The organism is Bradyrhizobium sp. Kon58 (assembly GCF_055807455.1).
This window is the reverse complement of record NZ_JBVVOT010000037.1, coordinates 1-16,447: the sequence shown is the minus strand read 5'-3', so window position 1 is coordinate 16,447 and position 16,447 is coordinate 1. Positions and strand designations below refer to the sequence as shown.

The window sequence follows — 16,447 nt, the reverse complement described above, 5'->3', positions numbered from 1 at the left end:
TCGCGTGTCGGCGCAGGTCCCGCCTAATCGCAGGCAAATCCCGTACCGGGCCGGCGATTCCGTCCGGTCGAGTTTTTGTTCCGCCGTGGTCGAGCGCCCACCGCCCGGCTTGGTCAAATAGACTGCATCGGACCTGGCTTCCGATCAACCGGCAAGGGAGGTGGGAATGGGCATCGAACATCCGAAATACAAGGTCGCGGTGGTGCAGGCGGCGCCCGCCTGGCTCGATCTCGATGCCTCGATCGACAAGTCGATCGCCCTGATCAGGGACGCAGCCGAGAAGGGCGCCAAGCTCATCGCCTTTCCGGAAGCCTTCATCCCCGGCTACCCCTGGCACATCTGGATGGATTCGCCGGCCTGGGCGATCGGTCGCGGCTTTGTGCAGCGCTATTTCGACAATTCGCTGTCCTATGACAGTCCGCAGGCCGAGCGGCTGCGTGATGCCGTGCGCAAGGCCAAGCTCACCGCCGTGCTCGGTCTGTCCGAGCGCGACGGCGGCAGTCTCTATCTGGCGCAATGGCTGATCGGGCCTGACGGCGAGACCATCGCGAAGCGCCGCAAGCTGCGGCCGACCCATGCCGAGCGCACGGTCTATGGCGAGGGCGACGGCAGCGATCTCGCCGTGCACGCGCGGTCCGACATCGGCCGCATCGGCGCACTGTGCTGCTGGGAGCATCTCCAACCGCTGTCGAAATACGCGATGTACGCCCAGAACGAGCAGGTCCATGTCGCGGCCTGGCCGAGCTTTTCGCTCTACGATCCCTTCGCGCCGGCGCTCGGCGCCGAGGTGAACAACGCCGCCTCGCGCGTCTATGCCGTGGAGGGCTCCTGCTTCGTGCTGGCGCCTTGCGCAACGGTCTCGCAGGCGATGATCGACGAACTCTGTGATCGGCCGGACAAGCATGCGCTGCTGCATGCCGGCGGTGGCTTCGCTGCGATCTACGGCCCCGATGGCAGCCAGATCGGCGACAAGCTCGCGCCGGACCAGGAGGGCCTCTTGATCGCCGAGATCGATCTTGGCGCCATCGGCGTCGCCAAGAACGCCGCTGATCCAGCCGGGCACTATTCGCGCCCCGACGTCACGCGGCTGCTGCTCAACAAGAAGCGATACCAGCGCGTCGAGCAGTTTGCGCTGCCGGTCGACACGGTCGAGCCCACGGACATTGCCGCGGCGGCGAGCTGATCGCCGAATCAAGGGGAGGCACGATCATGGAATCCGCAATTCCTCTGCATCTCGAGACCCCGCGCACGCGCCACAAGCGCGTGCCGGACGATTACCAGCCGCCATACCCGTCCTTCGTGGCGCGCTATAAGCCTGGAGTGAACCGGGTCGCGATGGCCTATTTCGGCCTGCAATATCGCGGCACGGCGCCGGCGGCTGCGACGGATGCGCTCGCCGACATCGCGGCGCGGTTTGCCGCGGAAGGCGGTCCCTCGCATTGGGACCGGGCGCAATATGTTGATCAGGCCGGCTATGAGAACGTCGTCTCGGTGGCTTATTGGGACGACATTGCGCGGTTCGACCAGTGGTTTACACCGGCGCGCGAGGTCTGGACCGGAACGCAGCCCGAGGGCATCGGCACTTTCATCGAGGTGCTGCGCCCCATTGTGGCGCGGCACGAGACGCTGTTTTCCTCGCTGGGGCGGCCGGAGGGCGTCGCCGCTATCGCCGACGGCATGAGCGGCGAGGTGCAGGAGCACGCCTATTGGGGCGGCATGCGTGACCGCATCCCGCTGTCGCAGACCGATCCAATGTCGCCGGGCGGCAATCCCGAATTGATCCGCGACGGCGCGCGACTGCGCGTGCAGGCGCACGACAATCTCTGCCTGATCCGATCAGGCCAGGATTGGAGCGATACCGAGACCTCGGAGCGAAAGCTCTATCTCGACGACGTCGAACCGGTGTTGCGCGAGGGCATGGATTTCCTGCGCGATGACGGTCTCGGCATCGGCTGCTACGCCAACCGTTACATGCGCGTCCTTGCAGCCGGTGGGGACGCGAGTGAAAAGTCCTACGGTCAAAGCTGGTGGAAGAGCCTGGCGGCGCTGGAGCGGTGGGCGGAATCGCATCCGACCCATGTCAGGATATTCGGCGCCGCAATGAAATACCTGTCGACGCTCGGCCCCTCGGCAAAACTGCGGCTCTACCACGAGGTCACCGTGGCGGCTGCCGACGAGCAGTTCTTCGAATATCTGAACTGTCACGCCAGGACCGGCATGCTGGCGGCGGCGGAGACCGTCAGCGCTTGATCGGCTAGATCACGCAATGACCGAGCAGCTCGGGATGCGCGGCGCAGATGTGATGCGCGCCGGCGTCCCGCAGCTCGGCCTCGCTGCCGTAGCCATAGAGCACGCCGATCGCGGTCATGCCGTTGGTGCGGGCGCCGACCACATCATGGCTGCGGTCGCCGATCATGATCGCGCTGGCGGCATCGACCCTGGCTTCGTCGAGCGCGTAGCGCAGCAGGTCGCGCTTGTCGACGCGCGTGCCGTCGAGCTCGGAGCCGAACACGCGCTCGAAATACGGTTTCAGGCCAAAATGCTCGACGATACGGGTGGCGTAGACCGCGGGCTTGCTGGTGGCCACGAACATGCGCGGTGTTGTCGCAGCAAGCGTTGTCAGCGTGTCCACGATACCGGCATAGGCTTCGTTCTCGAACAGGCCGACATCGCTGAAGCGCTCGCGATAGAGCAGCAGCGCCCGGTCGGCGAGTTCCGCGCTGCCCGTGAGCTTTTGCAGGCTGGCATGCAGCGGCGGGCCGATGCACCAGGTCAGCTCGTCCTCGCTCGGCACCGCGACGTTGAGCCGCTCAAGGGCGTACTGGATCGAGCGCGTGATCCCGGGCTTCGGGTCAGTCAGCGTGCCGTCGAGATCGAAATAGATCGTAACCATGTTGCCGCGCCTGTGTTGCTACCGCCGTCTATGCCAGACCTAAACGACGCCGCGGACCAAGGCAAACGCGCAACCATTGCCACGCCGAAAATCGCCTTCTTGATACCGCGTATCCCTTAAAGCTCGCTATTCGCGGGAGGGAAGCGTAGAGTCGCGCCATCACCGCCTTCCATTGGCATCGACCGGTGACTGAGGGTCACCAGCGCTCCCGCCGACTGAGCAGGAGCGTGCATGATTCGATTTCGTCTGGTCGACTGGATCCGCCGGAGAGCGGTTCTTGTCGCATTGATGCTTGGCACATTGATACTTGGCCCACTGTCGCAAGGCGCTGTCGCGGCAGGACCGGATTGCCGCGCGATCGAAAGCACGAGCGGACGTCTCGCCTGCTACGATGCTGCGTTTCCTCCGAAGGAAAAAAAGCCCGCTGCGGAGAACGATGGGTCCCGTGCTGCCTACAAGGACCCGTTCGTGGCGGAAGAGGCCAGAACCGCAGCGAAGCTGAAGAACATCTGCCGCGGCTGTTGAGGGTTGCTCGTTCGCCGCGTTCTCGTTGATCGGCGATTCCGGGCTCGGATCGAGAGAATTTTTCAGGAGAGGCCGGATGAGCGAGCGACTTGAAACTCTGAAGAAGGCCCGTGATCGCATGATCGAGGACAGGGACGCGCATGCGAAAGTGCTGGCCGCTCCCTTTGTGCGCGACACGGCCGAGCGCGCGCGCAACAAGTTTATCGAGATCCAGGCGCTGATCGATGCCCTCGACCGCGCCATCCGGGGCGAAATCCCGGTTCCGGTCAAGAACTAAGGCAGTAGGCAGCGACACCAGCGGAACGTACATTGCTGATGCCGCTAGCGCTCCCTCATTGCTGTCTCGCCCATTCGACGATGGCGGTCGCCTCCGCGCCTGCCCGGGTTTCCCAGGCGGTGACCGCGTTCGTTGCTGCCTTCCGCAACTCCGTGACAAGGAACGCTGGCGCCGGCTCGGCGATATGGACGCCATTGTCGCGCATGCGCGCATAGTTCTCGATGGTGCGGTGGGTTAGTAGCGCGAGCTGGCTCTGTTCGGTCTCGACCGCCGCGGCAAGCACCTCGCGCTGCATCGGTTCGGACAGTTCGGCAAAGGCTTCGCTGCGGACGAAGGCGATCGAGATTGGCATCGCGTAATTGATGGCCGTGAAATGCGGCAGGAAGTCCCACAATTTGCGCCCCGCGCCGCCGTCGCCGGAGGTGAGGAAGGCATTCAGCCGGTGTTCCCTCAGTCCGGCGAGCGCCGCGTCCATCGGCAGGAATTGCGCGTTCGCGCCGGCCGCGCGCATGACGTCGGTGGAGTTGGCATCGTAGGTTCGCAAGTTCAGTTTCGGCAGGTCGTCGGCGCCTTCGAGCGGCCGCTCCGACCAGAGGCCCGTGGCCGGCCAAATCGTCACATACAGCAGCTTGAGGCCGCGCGCCGCGAGCGCCTTCTCATAGAGCGGGCGCGCCCGCAGATTGGTGGCGCGGGCGAGATCCACCGATTGCACCAGGAAGGGCAGGGTGGACAGCCCGAGCACGGGATCGAGGCCCGAGAGCGCGCCCGCGAAGGCATCACCGCCCGCGATCCGGCCGTCCAGCGCCGCGCGCGGCATCTCGCCCGAGTTGATCTTGAGCTGGTTGTCGAAGGCGTTGGTCACGGTCACGAAACCGTGGGTACGGTCGGAGACGCGGCTGGCGAAAGTCGAGAGTCCAATCCCGGAGATGTTATTCTCAGGGTATTCCGTGGTCATCCGCCAATTGACTTGAGACGCGTCCCGAGACGCCACCTGAGCGGAGGCTGGCGCGACGCTCAGGGTGAGCGCGGCGAGGACAAGGATCGCGCGGATCCGTTTGGCCGGGTAACGCATTGGGAGAAGCAGGTCAGGCAGCATATATTGGCAACTCGTCGAACCATGGCACGATGCCACAACATGGCAGATCACACTGTCGCATGCCGCGCCGAGGCGCGCCACCGCCATGCCCGCACAGGATGGGTGCAGATGGCGATGTGCATCATCCCCGCGCTGCTTGTCTCGGCGACATGGGCCGCGGCGGGGGACAGTTCGCCCGCTAAGACCGATGTCGCTGTCCCCAGCGTCGAAGAGCTCGCGACGCCGCCGGCGAAGCCCGCGGACGTGCGGGAGAGCGACACGCGGGAATCGATCTGCCTGATCGTCGAGGCCGCAGCGCGCGATGCCAATCTGCCGCTGGAGTTCTTCGCCCGCGTGATCTGGCAGGAGAGTCGCTTCCAGGCCGATGCGGTGGGGCCCATGACGCGCAGCGGCGAACACGCGCAGGGGATCGCGCAATTCATGCCGGGCACCGCGAGCGAGCGCGGGCTGCTCAATCCCTTCAATCCGGTGCAGGCGCTGCCGAAGTCGGCGGAATTCCTGAACGAGCTGCGCAACCAGTTCGGCAATCTCGGGCTGGCGGCGGCCGCCTACAATGCCGGGCCGCGCCGGGTGCAGGAATGGCTCGCCGGCACCGGCGGCATGCCGGAGCAGACCCGCAACTACGTTCTTGCCATCACTGGCACGAGCGTCGATGCCTGGGCCAAGGCAGGCGCGACCGGCAAGGGGCCGCCGAGCGCGCCGCCGACAAGCTGCCGCGATCTGATGGCGCTGTTGAAGCGCGCGCCGAATGCCTTCGTCGCCGAGCTCGAGCAGCATGTGGAGCTTGCGGCTGCAAAGATCTGGGGCGTCCAGCTCGCCGCGGGCTTTGACCGCAACCGGGCTTTGGCGATGTATTCCCGCGCGGTCACGCGGCTGGGCGCCGCGATCGGCGAACGTGATCCGAGCCTGCTGAGTTCAGTGATGCGCAGCCGTGGCACGCGCGCCTTCTACCAGGTGCGCATCGGCGCCGATACGCGGAGCGAGGCCGATGAACTCTGCGGTCGTATCCGCAAGGCTGGCGGGGCATGCTTCGTGCTGAAGAATCGCGGTGTGAGCGGATAGGGCATCTGTCCCAGCGTGCATGCCAGCCCCGCCGCGTGCTTCCTTGACGCGAGGCGCCGCATTGCCCGTTATGCAGGCACGATTCCTCACCCGGCCAAGACTCCCGTGGCGCTTCCTCCGCTCGATTCACCTCAATGGCAAAGTCCCTGGCGCGCCTTTGCGTGGGGACTGCGCTCGATCACGCAGACGATCCTCACCCTCGTCCTGTTCGCGACCTATCTCGGCATTGGCGCGCTCGCCCACGACACCCACTTCAGCCTGCTATGGGCGCTCTGCTCGACGCTGTTCGTCTGGGCGGGGCCGGCGCAGATCATCCTGATCACCACGCTCGGCTCCGGCGCGACGGTCATCCAGTCGGCGATCGCGGTCACCGTCAGTGCGATCCGCCTGTTTCCGATGGTGGTCTCGGTGCTGCCCTTGATGCGCACGCCGACGACAAAACGGCGCGAGCTGTTTTTCGCGGCGCATCTCACCGCGGTAACACTGTGGGTCGAATGCCATCGCTTCCTGCCGCAGGTACCGCGTGAGCGCCGGATCGCCTTTGTCAACGGACTTGGCTTCGGTCTCGTCTCGGTGTGTCTCACCGCCAACACGGTCGGCTATTTCCTTGCCGCCAATCTGACCCAGACGCTTGGCGCCGCGATCCTTTTGCTGACGCCGCTGTCCTTCCTGTTCTCGACCGCACGCAACAGCCGCGAGGTCGCCGACGTCGTCGCACTCGCGCTCGGGGTTCTGCTTTATCCGCTGGCCGCGAAGATGAACTCCGGCCTCGACATCCTCGTCAGCGGCCTCGTAGCCGGCACGATTGCCTATGGCGTGCATTGGTGGCGGGAGGTGCGCGCATGAGCTTTGCGCAGCTCATTGGCGACTGGCACGCGCTGGCGGTGCTGTTCGTGGCCGGCGTCGTTCCCAACCAGATATGGCGCATGCTCGGCCTGTGGTTTGGCGGCGGCATCGACGAGGGCTCCGAGCTTCTGGTCTGGGTACGGGCGGTCGCCACCGCGATCCTGGCCGGCGTCATCGCCCAGATCGTGGTCGAGCCGCCCGGGGCGCTTGCGAGCGTGCCGGATGCCTTGCGCTACGGTGCGGTCGGCGCCGGCCTCGTCGTCTTCCTATTGACCCGCCGCTCGATCTTCGCGGGCGTGGTCGCGGGCGAAGTCTTCATGCTGGCCGGCAAGTGGTGGTTGGGCTAAAACCGCTGGCGAACAGCAGGGAATTGGAAATATGGTTCGCGAAAACGAGCTCCGCGAGGGTGAAGTCTCCATCGAGCTGCCGCCGACGCAGGATGCCGGCCTCGTCTTCATCGGGCGCATCCGCACGCCATGGAGTTCGCGGCTGGAGACCCCACGCCAGGGCCGGCATGACGGCCCGATATGCCGCCTCGAGATCTTCGAGCCGTTCGTGCCCGCGATCAAGGGCGTCGATTTCTACAGCAATCTCGAAGTGCTCTACTGGCTCGACAAGTCGCGCCGCGACATTGTCCTGCAAAGCCCGAAGAACAACGAGAAGACCCGCGGCACGTTTTCGCTGCGCTCGCCGGTGCGCCCCAATCCGATCGGCACGTCGATCGTGAAGCTCGTCGGTATCGAGGGCAACGCGATTCTGGTGCGCGGGCTCGATTGCCTCGACAACACGCCGCTGATCGACATCAAGCCGGATCGTTGCGAGTTCACGCCACTGGCCGCCCCGCAGCCGGGGGATTTCCAGACGGAGTGAAGTCTCTCCTCCGTCATTGCGAGGAGCTCTTGCGACGAAGCAATCCAGACTGCCACCACGGACACAGTCTGGATTGCTTCGCTGCGCTCGCAATGACGCGTGGAGAGCGTCAGCCCGCCTTCAACGCCGCGATCAGCTTGGTCGCGTTCTCTTCCAGCACCTTGACGTCTTCCTTGCGGCTGGCGGGCGGAAGCATCGCCACGCCGTCGTGGCGCGGCATCACGTGCATGTGGAGATGAAACACCACCTGTCCGCCGGCGGCCTCGTTGAACTGCTGCACGGTGATGCCGTCGGCCTTGAATGCCGTCATCGCCGCGGCTGCGATCTTGTGCGCGCCGCGGGCGACATGGGCGTAGTCGTCCGGCTTGATGTCGAGGATGTTGCGGACAGGGGCTTTTGGAATCACCAGGGTGTGGCCCGGCACCCGCGGCATGATGTCGAGGAAGGCGAGGACGTGCTCATCCTCGTAAACCTTGTGGCAGGAGAATTCACCGCGCAGGATCTTCGCGAAAATGTTGTTGGGGTCGTAGGCGGTCATGGCGGCGGCTCCCTGGAATTTTGCGCTTACTGTCACCAGCCGCAGCGTACCGTCAAGGCGCCTCGTCGGCGCCTTTGCGGAACGGGCCGAGCTCGGCCAGCTCACGTCCGGCTTCCGCGACATAGGCGCGCTCGCGCTTGAGGTAATCGTCGATGGCGCGGCGCAAGCCGGGATCGGCGATGAAGTGAGCGGAGTGGGTGGTCCGGGGCAGGTAGCCGCGTGCGATCTTGTGCTCGCCCTGCGCGCCGGCCTCGACATTCCCCAGGCCGCGTTTGATGGCGAAGTCGATCGCCTGATAGTAGCAGACCTCGAAATGCAGAAAGGGATGATGCTCGACCGCACCCCAATTGCGGCCGAACAGCGTGTCCGAGCCGATGAAGTTGATCGCGCCCGCGATCCAGCGATCGTTGCGGCGTGCCATCACCAGCAGCACGTCCTGGCTCATGGTCTCGCCGATCAGCGAAAAGAACTCCCGCGTCAGATAAGGCCGGCCCCATTTGCGTGAGCCGGTCTCCATGTAGAATTGAAAGAAGGCGTCCCAGGCATCTTCGGTGATGTCCTTGCCCGTGAGGCAGTGGATGGTGATCCCGGCTGCCAGCGCATCGCGCCGCTCGCGCTTGATCGATTTGCGGTGACGGGAGTTCAGCGTCGCCAGGAAATCGTCGAAACTTGCAAAACCCTCGTTGTGCCAGTGGAACTGCTGGTCGGTGCGCTGGAGGAAGCCGTGCTCGGCCAGCAGCTTCCACTCCGCCTCGCGGGCGAAGGTGACGTGGACCGAGGAAGCCTTGCTGACGCCGCACAGCGCCACCAGCCCGCTCGCCAGTGCCTCCATGATGCGCTCGCGGTCGACGCCGTCGCGGACCAGCAGCCGCGGTCCCGTGGCCGGCGTGAAGGGAACCGAAACCTGCAGCTTCGGATAGTAGCGCCCGCCTGCGCGCTCATAGGCATCGGCCCAGCCGCGGTCGAAGACGTACTCGCCTTGCGAGTGCGATTTCAGATAGCAGGGCACGACGCCGGCGACGCGGCCGTCGATCTTGGCCACGAGATGCCGCGGCCCCCAGCCGGTACGGATCGTGGCCGAACCTGATTTCTCAACGGCCGATAAAAACGCGTGGGAGACGAAGGGGTTATAGGCAGGCTTTGAGAGGCCGAGAGAATCGCCTGGAAGCCCGGATGCGGTTCCCTTGTCATGCCCGTTGCAAGACTTGCCGGGATTGGCGCAGGCGTCCCAGTCGTCCGGCGATACTTCGCCAATGGAAGGTACGGCCTCAAGGGTGATTTCGGATGGTGCCATCGTGCCCAAGATCGTGCATTGCAGCAGCGACTTCAAGAGTGGGAAACATCAAGCCTACGGTACGAAGCCTTCGAAGATCATCTGATCCGCATGTTGCGCAACCCGCGTGCGCTGCTCGGTCGTGCGCACGGTCCAGCCAAGCAGGGCGCAGCCGAACGCATTGCGGGCGATCCAGGGGGCGGCGGCGGGCAGGTCGTCGACCCTGAAGGCAACGAAATGCGGCTGGGTCTGGAAGCCGTGGCGCAGGTACAGCATGCTGTCGCGCTGCTCCTGGGTCAGGTAAGCCCAGTATTCGTCCTCATAGCTCCGCTGCGCGACGATGCCGCGGGGACGGGAGGGCAACAGCTCGCGCAGCGCCAGCACCTGGTCCGGGTCGAAGGACATGCCGACGGCGGGGCCGTCATAGGACGCCAGGACCTCGGCCATCCGCTTCACCAGCTTGCGGTCGCCGTCAAAATGACTCTTGACCTCGATCACCAGCGGCACGCGGCCGCCAACAAGGGCGCAGAGGTCGCTGAGCGACATCATCCGCTCGGCCGTGTCCTTGAACGTGAGCGCCTTCAGTTCAGTGGCGGTTTTCTCGACCAGCGGGCCGGTGGCCCCGGTCAGGCGGCCGAGCGCATGGTCGTGATGCACCATGGCCTCGCCGTCGGCGGAGAGCTGGATGTCGACCTCGATCGAGAAATTGCCCGCGATCGCAGCCTGCACCGCGCCCGGCATGTTCTCGACGATGCCGCGGGAAATGTCGTGCAGGCCGCGATGGGCGACTGGGCGGGCTGTCAGCCAATCAGGAGCGCGCATTCGCCTCAGGCGACCTCGAACACGCCTTCGACCTCGACCGCCGCATCCGCGGGCAGGGAGGCGACGCCGACGGTGGTGCGGGCATGACGGCCCTTGTCACCGAAGGCGGCGACCATCAGGTCGGAGGCGCCGTTGAGGACCTTCGGCCCGTCCAGGAAGTCCGGGGCCGAGTTGATGAAGCCGCCGAGGCGCACCACGCGCACGACCTTGTCGAGGTCGCCGAGCGCCGCCTTGACCTGGGCCAGCAGGTTGACGGCGCAGCCGCGGGCGGCGGCGGCGCCATCTTCGATGGTCACGCCGGCGCCGAGCTTGCCCTTGGCGATCAGCTTGCCGGCTGGATCGAAGCAAACCTGGCCCGAGACGAACAGCAGATTACCGGTGCGCACGAACGGGACGTAATTGGCCACGGGGGTGGGGGCCTCGTGCAGCTTGATGCCTTGTTCCGCCAGCTTTTGCTCGACCGTGCCCGCCATGTCCGACCTCGTTGTCCAAAAATCCATCCGCCCGGGCGCATCCCTTGCAGCGCGGGCGGGCCCTGTTTCGCCCATCGTGCCGCCACATGCAAGCAACCGTCGGGGGTGGCAATTTGTTGAGGCAGGGCAGGAGGTTCAACGCAAAGGCCGCAACTTTACGTGAAACGGCCTCAGTTGCGACGCAATGGAACGTTCATTAAAATGTCGAATCTGCGCTTTCCCCAAGGGACCAGACATGCTGCACCTTTTCCGGACTTCGCTCGGTGTGACGGCGCTCGCGGCGGCCGCTCTCGGCCCCGGAGGCGGTGCGCTGGCCGCGAACGGTCCGTTCCTCGCGCATCAGGCGCTCTATGATTTGAGCCTGGTGAAATCGCGCTCCAATTCGATCAACAGCGCGCGCGGCCGCATCCTCTACAATTTCACCGGAAGTTCGTGCGAGGGCTACACCTCCGAATTCCGCCAGGTCTCCGAGCTCGACAGCGGCGAGGGCAAGGTCACGCTCAGCGACCTCCGCTCCAATTCCTGGGAGGACGCCGGCGGCAAAAGCTACCGCTTCAAGATCGAGACGCGGATGAACGAGGCGGATGCCGGCCGGGTCGACGGCTCGGCGGAGCGCGACGGCGACCACATCAATGTCAAGCTGAAGCTGCCGGCGCCGAAGAGCTTTACGCTCGACGGAAAGATCGTGTTTCCGACCGAACAGATCCAGCGCATCATTGCTGCCGCGAAGGAGGGCAAGTCCCTGCTTGAGCTCTCCGTCTATGACGGCTCCGACGATGGCCAGAAGGTCTACAACACGCTGACCGTGATCGGTCAGCCGATCCCGGCGGAGCGCGAAGGTTCGCCCGATCCGTCGACGTCAGACGAGCACATGAAGTCGCTCAAGCGCTGGCCCGTCACCGTCAGCTATTTCGACCGCGAGGCCCAGCAGAAGGAAGGCGAGCAGACGCCGGTCTATGCGATGGCGTTCGAGCTCTACGAGAACGGCGTCTCGCGCCAGCTTGTGCTCGATTACAACGATTTTGTGATTTCGGGCGCGATGGGCAAGTTCGACGCGAAGGACAGCAAGCCCTGCAATTGAGGGCTGGCCTGCAACGCGGTCTCTGGCTACGCTCCTCCCAACCACAAACATCCGGGAGGTTCACCATGCCCAAGCTCGATCATCTTCGCCCCAGCGGCTTGCATCACAATCCCGCCTATTCGCATGTCGTCACCGCCACGGGGGCGCGGACGATCTACATCTCTGGTCAGGTGTCGGTGGACGAGGAAGGGCGGATCGTCGGCGAGGGTGATCTCGCCGCGCAGACCACGCAGGTGATGCAGAATCTCGGGCACGCGCTGAAAGCAGCCGGCGCGAGCTACGCCAACATCGTGAAGATCACGACCTTCGTCGTGAACTACAAGCCGGAACTGCGCCCGATCATCGGCAAGGCCCGCTCGGCCTTCTTCGAAGGCATGGAGCCGCCGGCGAGCACGCTGGTCGGTGTCTCGGCGCTCGCCGCGCCGGAATGGATGATCGAGATCGAGGCGGTGGCGGTCGCGGATTGATCCCGTAGCCCGGATGGAGCGAAGCGTAATCCGGGAAGCTGTGTACGCAGATGCGCCATCCCGGATTGCGCTGCGCTCCATCCGGGCTACGCTTCCCTCGTGCGCGACATCTCTTGCAGAAGAATCATCGCGTCGTTTGCCCTGTCAGCCGGCACAAACAGATGATCGTGGTGGAATGCCGACACGGCGTTCACGCTGATGCCGGCTCCAGCGAGACGTGCCGTGATCGCCGCCAGGAAACCGACCGCATCGAGTGCGGAGTGGACCGTCAGGGTGATCAGGCACGATGCAAATGCGTAGCGTAGTCCCGCCGCTTCGGCCTCGTCGCGAGGGATCACGAGTGTCGTTCCTTCCTGCTCGCGGAACGTCAGCAAAGGGCTGAGCGCCGCGGGAGGCGGCTGGTCTGTCGGGATCGTGCAGAACACGAAGATGCCTGGCCGCAGATCCGGCTTCATGTCTCTCAGCAGCGCGTCGAGGTCGTGTTCGCCTGTCATCACTCCTGCGCCTTTTCCGGCCCCTCATACGCGATGCCGCGGATCACGGCGGCGCTGCCGAATTTCTTACGCAAGCTGTCCACCGCGCGCTCGGCGTGGGCGGCACGACGGTCGAGCATGTCGGTGTCGTCGGCGACCGAACCCTCGCGCAGGGCGCTGACGCCGGCGCCCATCAGGCGAAAGGCGGTGCCGTCGATCTCTTTCGCCAGCATCTCGCGGCAGATCGAAAAGATCTTTGCGGCAAGCTGCGTCGGGGCCGTGATCGACTGCGAGCGCGTGCGTTGGCGGAAATCGGCGGTCTTCAGCTTCAGCGTGACGGTCGAGCCGGCGAGCTCGCTGCTCTTGAGGCGAGACGACGTCTTCTCGCACAGCCGCCACAGAATCTTCTCCAGCGTCGCGAAATCCCGGATGTCGGTCTCAAACGTCGTCTCGCTCGAAATCGTCTTGGCGCCCCGATCGGGTTCGACGCGGCGGTCGTCGATGCCGCGCGCGAGCCGCCACAGCCTGCGGCCGTCGCTCGGAAAATGCCGCATCATCTCGATCTCGTCGGCCTTCTGCAGGTCGGCGATGATGCGGAAGCCGCGCTGCACCAGACGCTCCTGCGTTGCGGGTCCAACGCCGAAAATGAAACCGACCGGTTTGTCGGCCAGCATCTCGCGCGCTTCCTCCTGGTCGAGCGCGGCAAACCCGCGCGGCTTGTCGAGGTCGGAGGCGATCTTCGCCAGGAACTTGTTGCAGGAGAGGCCGACCGAGACGCTGATGCCGATGTCGCGCTCGATGTTGCCTGCGAACCGCGCCAGCACCTTGGCCGGGATCATGCCGTGAACCCGCTCGGTGCCGGAGAGATCGAGGAAAGCCTCGTCGATCGAGAGCGGCTCGACCAGCGGCGTCAGCGCCTGCATGGCCTGGCGCACCTCGCGCCCGACCCGGACATATTTCGTCATGTTCGGCGGGATCACGGCCGCATGCGGGCAGGCTTCCAGCGCCTTGTACATCGGCATGGCCGAGCGCACGCCGTAGGTGCGGGCGATGTAGCAGGCCGCCGACACCACGCCGCGCTTGCCCCCGCCGATGATGACGGGCTTGTCGGCGATGTCGGGATTGTCGCGCTTCTCGACGGTCGCGTAGAAGGCGTCGCAGTCGATATGGGCGATGGTCAGGCTAGCGAGCGCGCGGTGGCGGGCGAGGCGGGGGGAACCGCAGGCGGAACAGCGCCGCACCCCCATATCCAGATCGGCCGAACAATCCCGGCAGAAGCAGCGGGGTCCGGCCGTCTCCAGGGAGGTCACGGCACGTCGCGCTCCCAATTGGGGTCGCCGAGCGCGTCGCCGAGGACCTGCCGCGCTGCGGCAACGTTGGTCGGATGCAGTTCCGCAGTGCTGGCAAAGGCCTTCACGGTGGCGTCGTCGCGCATCACGAAATCGAGCACGCTGAGCAGGAAATTGGGGTCCGAGGCCGCCTTGCGCAGCATCTCCGGGCCGACCCCTGTCTCGGCCAGGAACAGGCCCAGCCGCTCCGGCTCGCCCGCGACGAAAGACAGCGCCTGAAGCGCAACGATTTCAGCGACTTCGCGCGGGTTGTGAACAGGCTTTTTCACGTGGCCGGTTTGCCTTTCCGTTAACTTTAGGTGTCTACTTTGGGGTCACCATGCCCGAGTCTCGTTCCTGAGTCTTGCGACCCCCGACAAGCAACTGGAAACCACATCGCAGAAAGTCGGCCCTCGGGTTTAACGAAACTCAAGCGAATTCGAGGCTAGTTTGAATCCAGTTTTCGAAGCGCCGGCGACCGGCGCCTGAGGCGTCACATGCATCGGTCTGCGGACCAATCAGGAGGGCGGGATGGCTAAGACCGTCCTGATCGTGGAAGACAACGAGCTCAACATGAAGCTCTTCCGCGACCTGTTGGAGGCGCACGGCTACCAGACCACCGGCACCAGCAATGGCTACGAGGCGCTCGACCTCGTTCGCAAGATGCGGCCCGACCTCGTGCTGATGGATATCCAATTGCCGCAGGTCTCGGGCCTGGAGGTGACGCGCTGGATCAAGGACGATCCGGAGCTGCGCAGTATTCCCGTCGTCGCCGTCACGGCGTTCGCGATGAAGGGCGACGAAGAGCGCATCCGCGAGGGCGGCTGCGAGGCCTATTTGTCCAAGCCGATCTCGGTCGGCAAATTCATTGAGACGGTCCGACGTTTCATCGGATAGGAAGTGAGTTCACAGTGTCCGCGCGTATCCTCGTCGTCGATGACGTCCCTGCCAACGTCAAGCTGCTCGAAGCCCGCCTGTCCGCCGAATATTTCGACGTGATGACCGCCGCGAACGGCACCGAGGCGCTGGCGATCTGCGCCCGCGCCGAATGCGACATCATCCTGCTCGACGTCATGATGCCGGACATGGACGGTTTCGAGGTCTGTCGCCGCCTCAAGACCGATCCGGCTACGCACCACATTCCCGTCGTGATGGTCACCGCGCTCGACAGCCCGTCCGATCGCAACCGCGGGCTGGAAGCCGGCGCCGACGATTTCCTGACAAAGCCCGTCTCCGACGTCGTGCTGATCGCGCGCGTGCGCTCGCTGACGCGGCTGAAGATGATGACCGACGAGCTGCGCATGCGCGCCATCACCTCGCTCGAGATCGGCATGCAGGCGCCCGAGCGCAGTGCAATCTCCGACACCGGCAAGGGCGGCCGCATCCTGCTGGTCGACGACCGCCAGTCCTCCTATGAGCGGCTGGCGACGATCCTTGCCGCCGAGCACACTATCGACGTCGAGCCGAACCCGACGGAGGCGCTGTTCCACGCCGCCGAGGGCAATTACGATCTGCTGATCGTCTCGCTCGACCTCAACAATTTCGACGGCCTCAGGCTGTGCAGCCAGGCGCGCTCGCTGGAGCGCACGCGGCATGTGCCGATCCTGGCGATCGCCGACCCCGAGAACGCGACGCGGCTGCTGCGTGGGCTCGAGATCGGCGTCAACGACTATCTGCTGCGTCCCATCGACAAGATCGAGCTGCTGGCGCGTGCCCGCACCCAGATCCGCCGCCGCCGCTACACCGACCATCTGCGCGACAACGTGCAGAATTCGATCGAGATGGCGATCACGGACGCGCTCACCGGGCTGCACAATCGCCGCTACATGGAAAGCCATCTCGCGACGCTGGCCGAGCAGGCCGCAACCCGCGGCAAGCCGCTGGCGCTGATGATCCTGGACATCGACTACTTCAAGTCGATCAACGACAATTACGGCCACGACGCCGGCGACGACGTGCTGCGCGAATTCGCCGTGCGGGTGCGCAAGTCGATCCGCGGCATCGACCTTGCCTGCCGCTACGGCGGCGAGGAATTCGTCATCGTGATGCCGGAGACCGATCTCCACGTCGCCGGCATGGTCGCCGAGCGCCTGCGCCGCTCGATCGCCGGCGAGCCCTTTGCGATCCACAAGGGCACCAAGCGCATCGAGGTCACGATCTCGATCGGCCTGACCACGCTGGAGCAGAAGGGCGAGGCGGTTGGCGACGTCCTCAAGCGCGCCGACACCGCGCTCTACCGCGCCAAGCACGACGGCCGCAATCGCGTGGTGTCGCACGCGGCGTGAGGCCGATTGCACAGGCCGGCGCAAAAAAAAACGCGAAAACAACCCCATGCACAGTAGCCGACACTAGGGTCCGGACTCATTTAGCCCACCATGAGATTGCGGCTGCGAGCAAGATTGCAGACAGGAAGATGTCTGCGC

The 16,447-nt window shown here is 65.0% G+C and carries 21 protein-coding genes; 12 read left to right on the top strand and 9 right to left on the bottom strand.

Features of this window, described 5'->3' with window-relative positions; all coding sequences use genetic code 11:
- Window positions 1–166: 166 nt before the first annotated feature.
- A complete protein-coding gene (locus AC0L20_RS35090; RefSeq protein ID WP_247286861.1) occupies window positions 167–1,183 on the top strand; it encodes a carbon-nitrogen hydrolase family protein in 1,017 nt (338 codons plus the stop codon).
- Window positions 1,184–1,209: 26 nt separating this feature from the next.
- Window positions 1,210–2,250, top strand: coding sequence for a phenylacetaldoxime dehydratase family protein (locus AC0L20_RS35085; RefSeq protein ID WP_473294995.1), 1,041 nt, complete (start codon window positions 1,210–1,212; stop codon window positions 2,248–2,250).
- Window positions 2,251–2,254: 4 nt separating this feature from the next.
- On the opposite strand, the gene AC0L20_RS35080 is transcribed toward AC0L20_RS35085, so the two are convergent.
- Complete coding sequence (locus AC0L20_RS35080) at window positions 2,255–2,893, bottom strand: HAD family hydrolase (protein WP_473294994.1); 639 nt, start codon at window positions 2,891–2,893, stop codon at window positions 2,255–2,257.
- A gap of 231 nt (window positions 2,894–3,124) precedes the next feature.
- Here AC0L20_RS35080 and AC0L20_RS35075 point away from each other — a divergent pair, with 231 nt between their 5' ends.
- The gene (locus AC0L20_RS35075) at window positions 3,125–3,418 is read left to right on the top strand and encodes a hypothetical protein (RefSeq protein ID WP_473294993.1); all 294 of its coding nucleotides are present in this window, start codon (window positions 3,125–3,127) and stop codon (window positions 3,416–3,418) included.
- Window positions 3,419–3,494: 76 nt separating this feature from the next.
- On the top strand, window positions 3,495–3,695 hold the full coding sequence (locus AC0L20_RS35070; RefSeq protein WP_106944186.1) for a hypothetical protein: 201 nt from the start codon (window positions 3,495–3,497) through the stop codon (window positions 3,693–3,695).
- 55 nt (window positions 3,696–3,750) lie between these two features.
- Here AC0L20_RS35070 and AC0L20_RS35065 read toward each other — a convergent pair whose 3' ends face one another.
- The gene (locus AC0L20_RS35065) at window positions 3,751–4,791 is read right to left on the bottom strand and encodes a TRAP transporter substrate-binding protein (protein WP_473294992.1); all 1,041 of its coding nucleotides are present in this window, start codon (window positions 4,789–4,791) and stop codon (window positions 3,751–3,753) included.
- Between the two features lie 108 nt (window positions 4,792–4,899).
- Between AC0L20_RS35065 and AC0L20_RS35060 the strand changes: the two genes are divergently transcribed.
- The 4 genes from AC0L20_RS35060 (at window position 4,900) to tsaA (ending at window position 7,569) form a co-directional block, all read left to right on the top strand.
- Window positions 4,900–5,853, top strand: a complete 954-nt coding sequence (locus AC0L20_RS35060; protein ID WP_473295029.1) for a lytic transglycosylase domain-containing protein — start codon at window positions 4,900–4,902, stop codon at window positions 5,851–5,853.
- A gap of 105 nt (window positions 5,854–5,958) precedes the next feature.
- Window positions 5,959–6,699 (top strand): AzlC family ABC transporter permease, encoded by a 741-nt coding sequence (locus AC0L20_RS35055; RefSeq protein ID WP_035994751.1) that lies wholly within the window; start codon window positions 5,959–5,961, stop codon window positions 6,697–6,699.
- Complete coding sequence (locus AC0L20_RS35050) at window positions 6,696–7,046, top strand: AzlD domain-containing protein (RefSeq protein ID WP_007603256.1); 351 nt, start codon at window positions 6,696–6,698, stop codon at window positions 7,044–7,046. The genes AC0L20_RS35055 and AC0L20_RS35050 overlap by 4 nt, the downstream gene beginning before the upstream one ends.
- A 31-nt stretch (window positions 7,047–7,077) precedes the next feature.
- Window positions 7,078–7,569, top strand: coding sequence for a tRNA (N6-threonylcarbamoyladenosine(37)-N6)-methyltransferase TrmO (gene tsaA, locus AC0L20_RS35045; RefSeq protein WP_354158402.1), 492 nt, complete (start codon window positions 7,078–7,080; stop codon window positions 7,567–7,569).
- 109 nt (window positions 7,570–7,678) lie between these two features.
- Here tsaA and AC0L20_RS35040 read toward each other — a convergent pair whose 3' ends face one another.
- From AC0L20_RS35040 to AC0L20_RS35025, 4 genes are read right to left on the bottom strand one after another with little or no spacing between them, the layout of a single operon-like run.
- Window positions 7,679–8,107 (bottom strand): HIT family protein, encoded by a 429-nt coding sequence (locus AC0L20_RS35040; protein WP_473294991.1) that lies wholly within the window; start codon window positions 8,105–8,107, stop codon window positions 7,679–7,681.
- Window positions 8,108–8,159: 52 nt separating this feature from the next.
- Entirely contained in the window at window positions 8,160–9,401 is a 1,242-nt protein-coding gene (locus tag AC0L20_RS35035; RefSeq protein ID WP_473294990.1) for a GNAT family N-acetyltransferase, read from the bottom strand.
- A gap of 54 nt (window positions 9,402–9,455) precedes the next feature.
- On the bottom strand, window positions 9,456–10,202 hold the full coding sequence (locus AC0L20_RS35030) for a glycerophosphodiester phosphodiesterase (RefSeq protein WP_473294989.1): 747 nt from the start codon (window positions 10,200–10,202) through the stop codon (window positions 9,456–9,458).
- Window positions 10,203–10,207: 5 nt separating this feature from the next.
- On the bottom strand, window positions 10,208–10,675 hold the full coding sequence (locus AC0L20_RS35025) for a RidA family protein (protein ID WP_007611287.1): 468 nt from the start codon (window positions 10,673–10,675) through the stop codon (window positions 10,208–10,210).
- Between the two features lie 235 nt (window positions 10,676–10,910).
- Here AC0L20_RS35025 and AC0L20_RS35020 point away from each other — a divergent pair, with 235 nt between their 5' ends.
- Together AC0L20_RS35020 and AC0L20_RS35015 are read left to right on the top strand one after the other, a co-directional pair.
- Window positions 10,911–11,756 (top strand): cell envelope integrity EipB family protein, encoded by an 846-nt coding sequence (locus AC0L20_RS35020; protein ID WP_085384481.1) that lies wholly within the window; start codon window positions 10,911–10,913, stop codon window positions 11,754–11,756.
- Window positions 11,757–11,821: 65 nt separating this feature from the next.
- Window positions 11,822–12,223: a RidA family protein gene (locus tag AC0L20_RS35015; RefSeq protein WP_007603265.1), complete on the top strand. Its 402-nt coding sequence runs from the start codon at window positions 11,822–11,824 to the stop codon at window positions 12,221–12,223.
- A gap of 86 nt (window positions 12,224–12,309) precedes the next feature.
- On the opposite strand, the gene AC0L20_RS35010 is transcribed toward AC0L20_RS35015, so the two are convergent.
- The 3 genes from AC0L20_RS35010 to AC0L20_RS35000 are packed head-to-tail and all read right to left on the bottom strand — an operon-like array spanning window position 12,310 to window position 14,314.
- Window positions 12,310–12,717 carry an ACT domain-containing protein gene (locus tag AC0L20_RS35010; protein ID WP_473294988.1) on the bottom strand — a complete coding sequence of 136 codons (408 nt, stop codon included), beginning with the start codon at window positions 12,715–12,717 and terminating at the stop codon, window positions 12,310–12,312.
- Entirely contained in the window at window positions 12,717–14,006 is a 1,290-nt protein-coding gene (locus tag AC0L20_RS35005; protein ID WP_473294987.1) for a DNA polymerase IV, read from the bottom strand. The genes AC0L20_RS35010 and AC0L20_RS35005 overlap by 1 nt, the downstream gene beginning before the upstream one ends.
- A complete protein-coding gene (locus tag AC0L20_RS35000) occupies window positions 14,003–14,314 on the bottom strand; it encodes a DUF3572 domain-containing protein (RefSeq protein ID WP_456769577.1) in 312 nt (103 codons plus the stop codon). The genes AC0L20_RS35005 and AC0L20_RS35000 overlap by 4 nt, the downstream gene beginning before the upstream one ends.
- 241 nt (window positions 14,315–14,555) lie before the next feature.
- On the opposite strand from AC0L20_RS35000, the gene AC0L20_RS34995 reads away from it, so the two are divergent.
- Both AC0L20_RS34995 and AC0L20_RS34990 read left to right on the top strand, forming a co-directional pair.
- Window positions 14,556–14,921 (top strand): response regulator, encoded by a 366-nt coding sequence (locus AC0L20_RS34995; protein ID WP_007603272.1) that lies wholly within the window; start codon window positions 14,556–14,558, stop codon window positions 14,919–14,921.
- 14 nt (window positions 14,922–14,935) lie between these two features.
- Entirely contained in the window at window positions 14,936–16,309 is a 1,374-nt protein-coding gene (locus tag AC0L20_RS34990; RefSeq protein ID WP_018455158.1) for a PleD family two-component system response regulator, read from the top strand.
- Window positions 16,310–16,447: the final 138 nt, after the last annotated feature.

Bases quoted from the DNA above. Each gene is read 5' to 3' on its own strand.
- AC0L20_RS35080 (WP_473294994.1), bottom strand. From the start codon at position 2,893: ATGGTTACGATCTATTTCGATCTCGACGGCACGCTGACTGACCCGAAG.
- AC0L20_RS35090 (WP_247286861.1), top strand. From the start codon at position 167: ATGGGCATCGAACATCCGAAATACAAGGTCGCGGTGGTGCAGGCGGCG.
- AC0L20_RS35070 (WP_106944186.1), top strand. From the start codon at position 3,495: ATGAGCGAGCGACTTGAAACTCTGAAGAAGGCCCGTGATCGCATGATC.
- AC0L20_RS35030 (WP_473294989.1), bottom strand. From the start codon at position 10,202: ATGCGCGCTCCTGATTGGCTGACAGCCCGCCCAGTCGCCCATCGCGGC.
- AC0L20_RS35010 (WP_473294988.1), bottom strand. From the start codon at position 12,717: ATGACAGGCGAACACGACCTCGACGCGCTGCTGAGAGACATGAAGCCG.
- AC0L20_RS35025 (WP_007611287.1), bottom strand. From the start codon at position 10,675: ATGGCGGGCACGGTCGAGCAAAAGCTGGCGGAACAAGGCATCAAGCTG.
- AC0L20_RS35015 (WP_007603265.1), top strand. From the start codon at position 11,822: ATGCCCAAGCTCGATCATCTTCGCCCCAGCGGCTTGCATCACAATCCC.
- AC0L20_RS35085 (WP_473294995.1), top strand. From the start codon at position 1,210: ATGGAATCCGCAATTCCTCTGCATCTCGAGACCCCGCGCACGCGCCAC.
- AC0L20_RS35050 (WP_007603256.1), top strand. From the start codon at position 6,696: ATGAGCTTTGCGCAGCTCATTGGCGACTGGCACGCGCTGGCGGTGCTG.
- AC0L20_RS35020 (WP_085384481.1), top strand. From the start codon at position 10,911: ATGCTGCACCTTTTCCGGACTTCGCTCGGTGTGACGGCGCTCGCGGCG.
- AC0L20_RS35035 (WP_473294990.1), bottom strand. From the start codon at position 9,401: ATGGCACCATCCGAAATCACCCTTGAGGCCGTACCTTCCATTGGCGAA.
- AC0L20_RS35065 (WP_473294992.1), bottom strand. From the start codon at position 4,791: ATGCTGCCTGACCTGCTTCTCCCAATGCGTTACCCGGCCAAACGGATC.
- AC0L20_RS35060 (WP_473295029.1), top strand. From the start codon at position 4,900: ATGGCGATGTGCATCATCCCCGCGCTGCTTGTCTCGGCGACATGGGCC.
- AC0L20_RS34995 (WP_007603272.1), top strand. From the start codon at position 14,556: ATGGCTAAGACCGTCCTGATCGTGGAAGACAACGAGCTCAACATGAAG.
- AC0L20_RS35040 (WP_473294991.1), bottom strand. From the start codon at position 8,107: ATGACCGCCTACGACCCCAACAACATTTTCGCGAAGATCCTGCGCGGT.
- AC0L20_RS35075 (WP_473294993.1), top strand. From the start codon at position 3,125: ATGATTCGATTTCGTCTGGTCGACTGGATCCGCCGGAGAGCGGTTCTT.
- tsaA (WP_354158402.1), top strand. From the start codon at position 7,078: ATGGTTCGCGAAAACGAGCTCCGCGAGGGTGAAGTCTCCATCGAGCTG.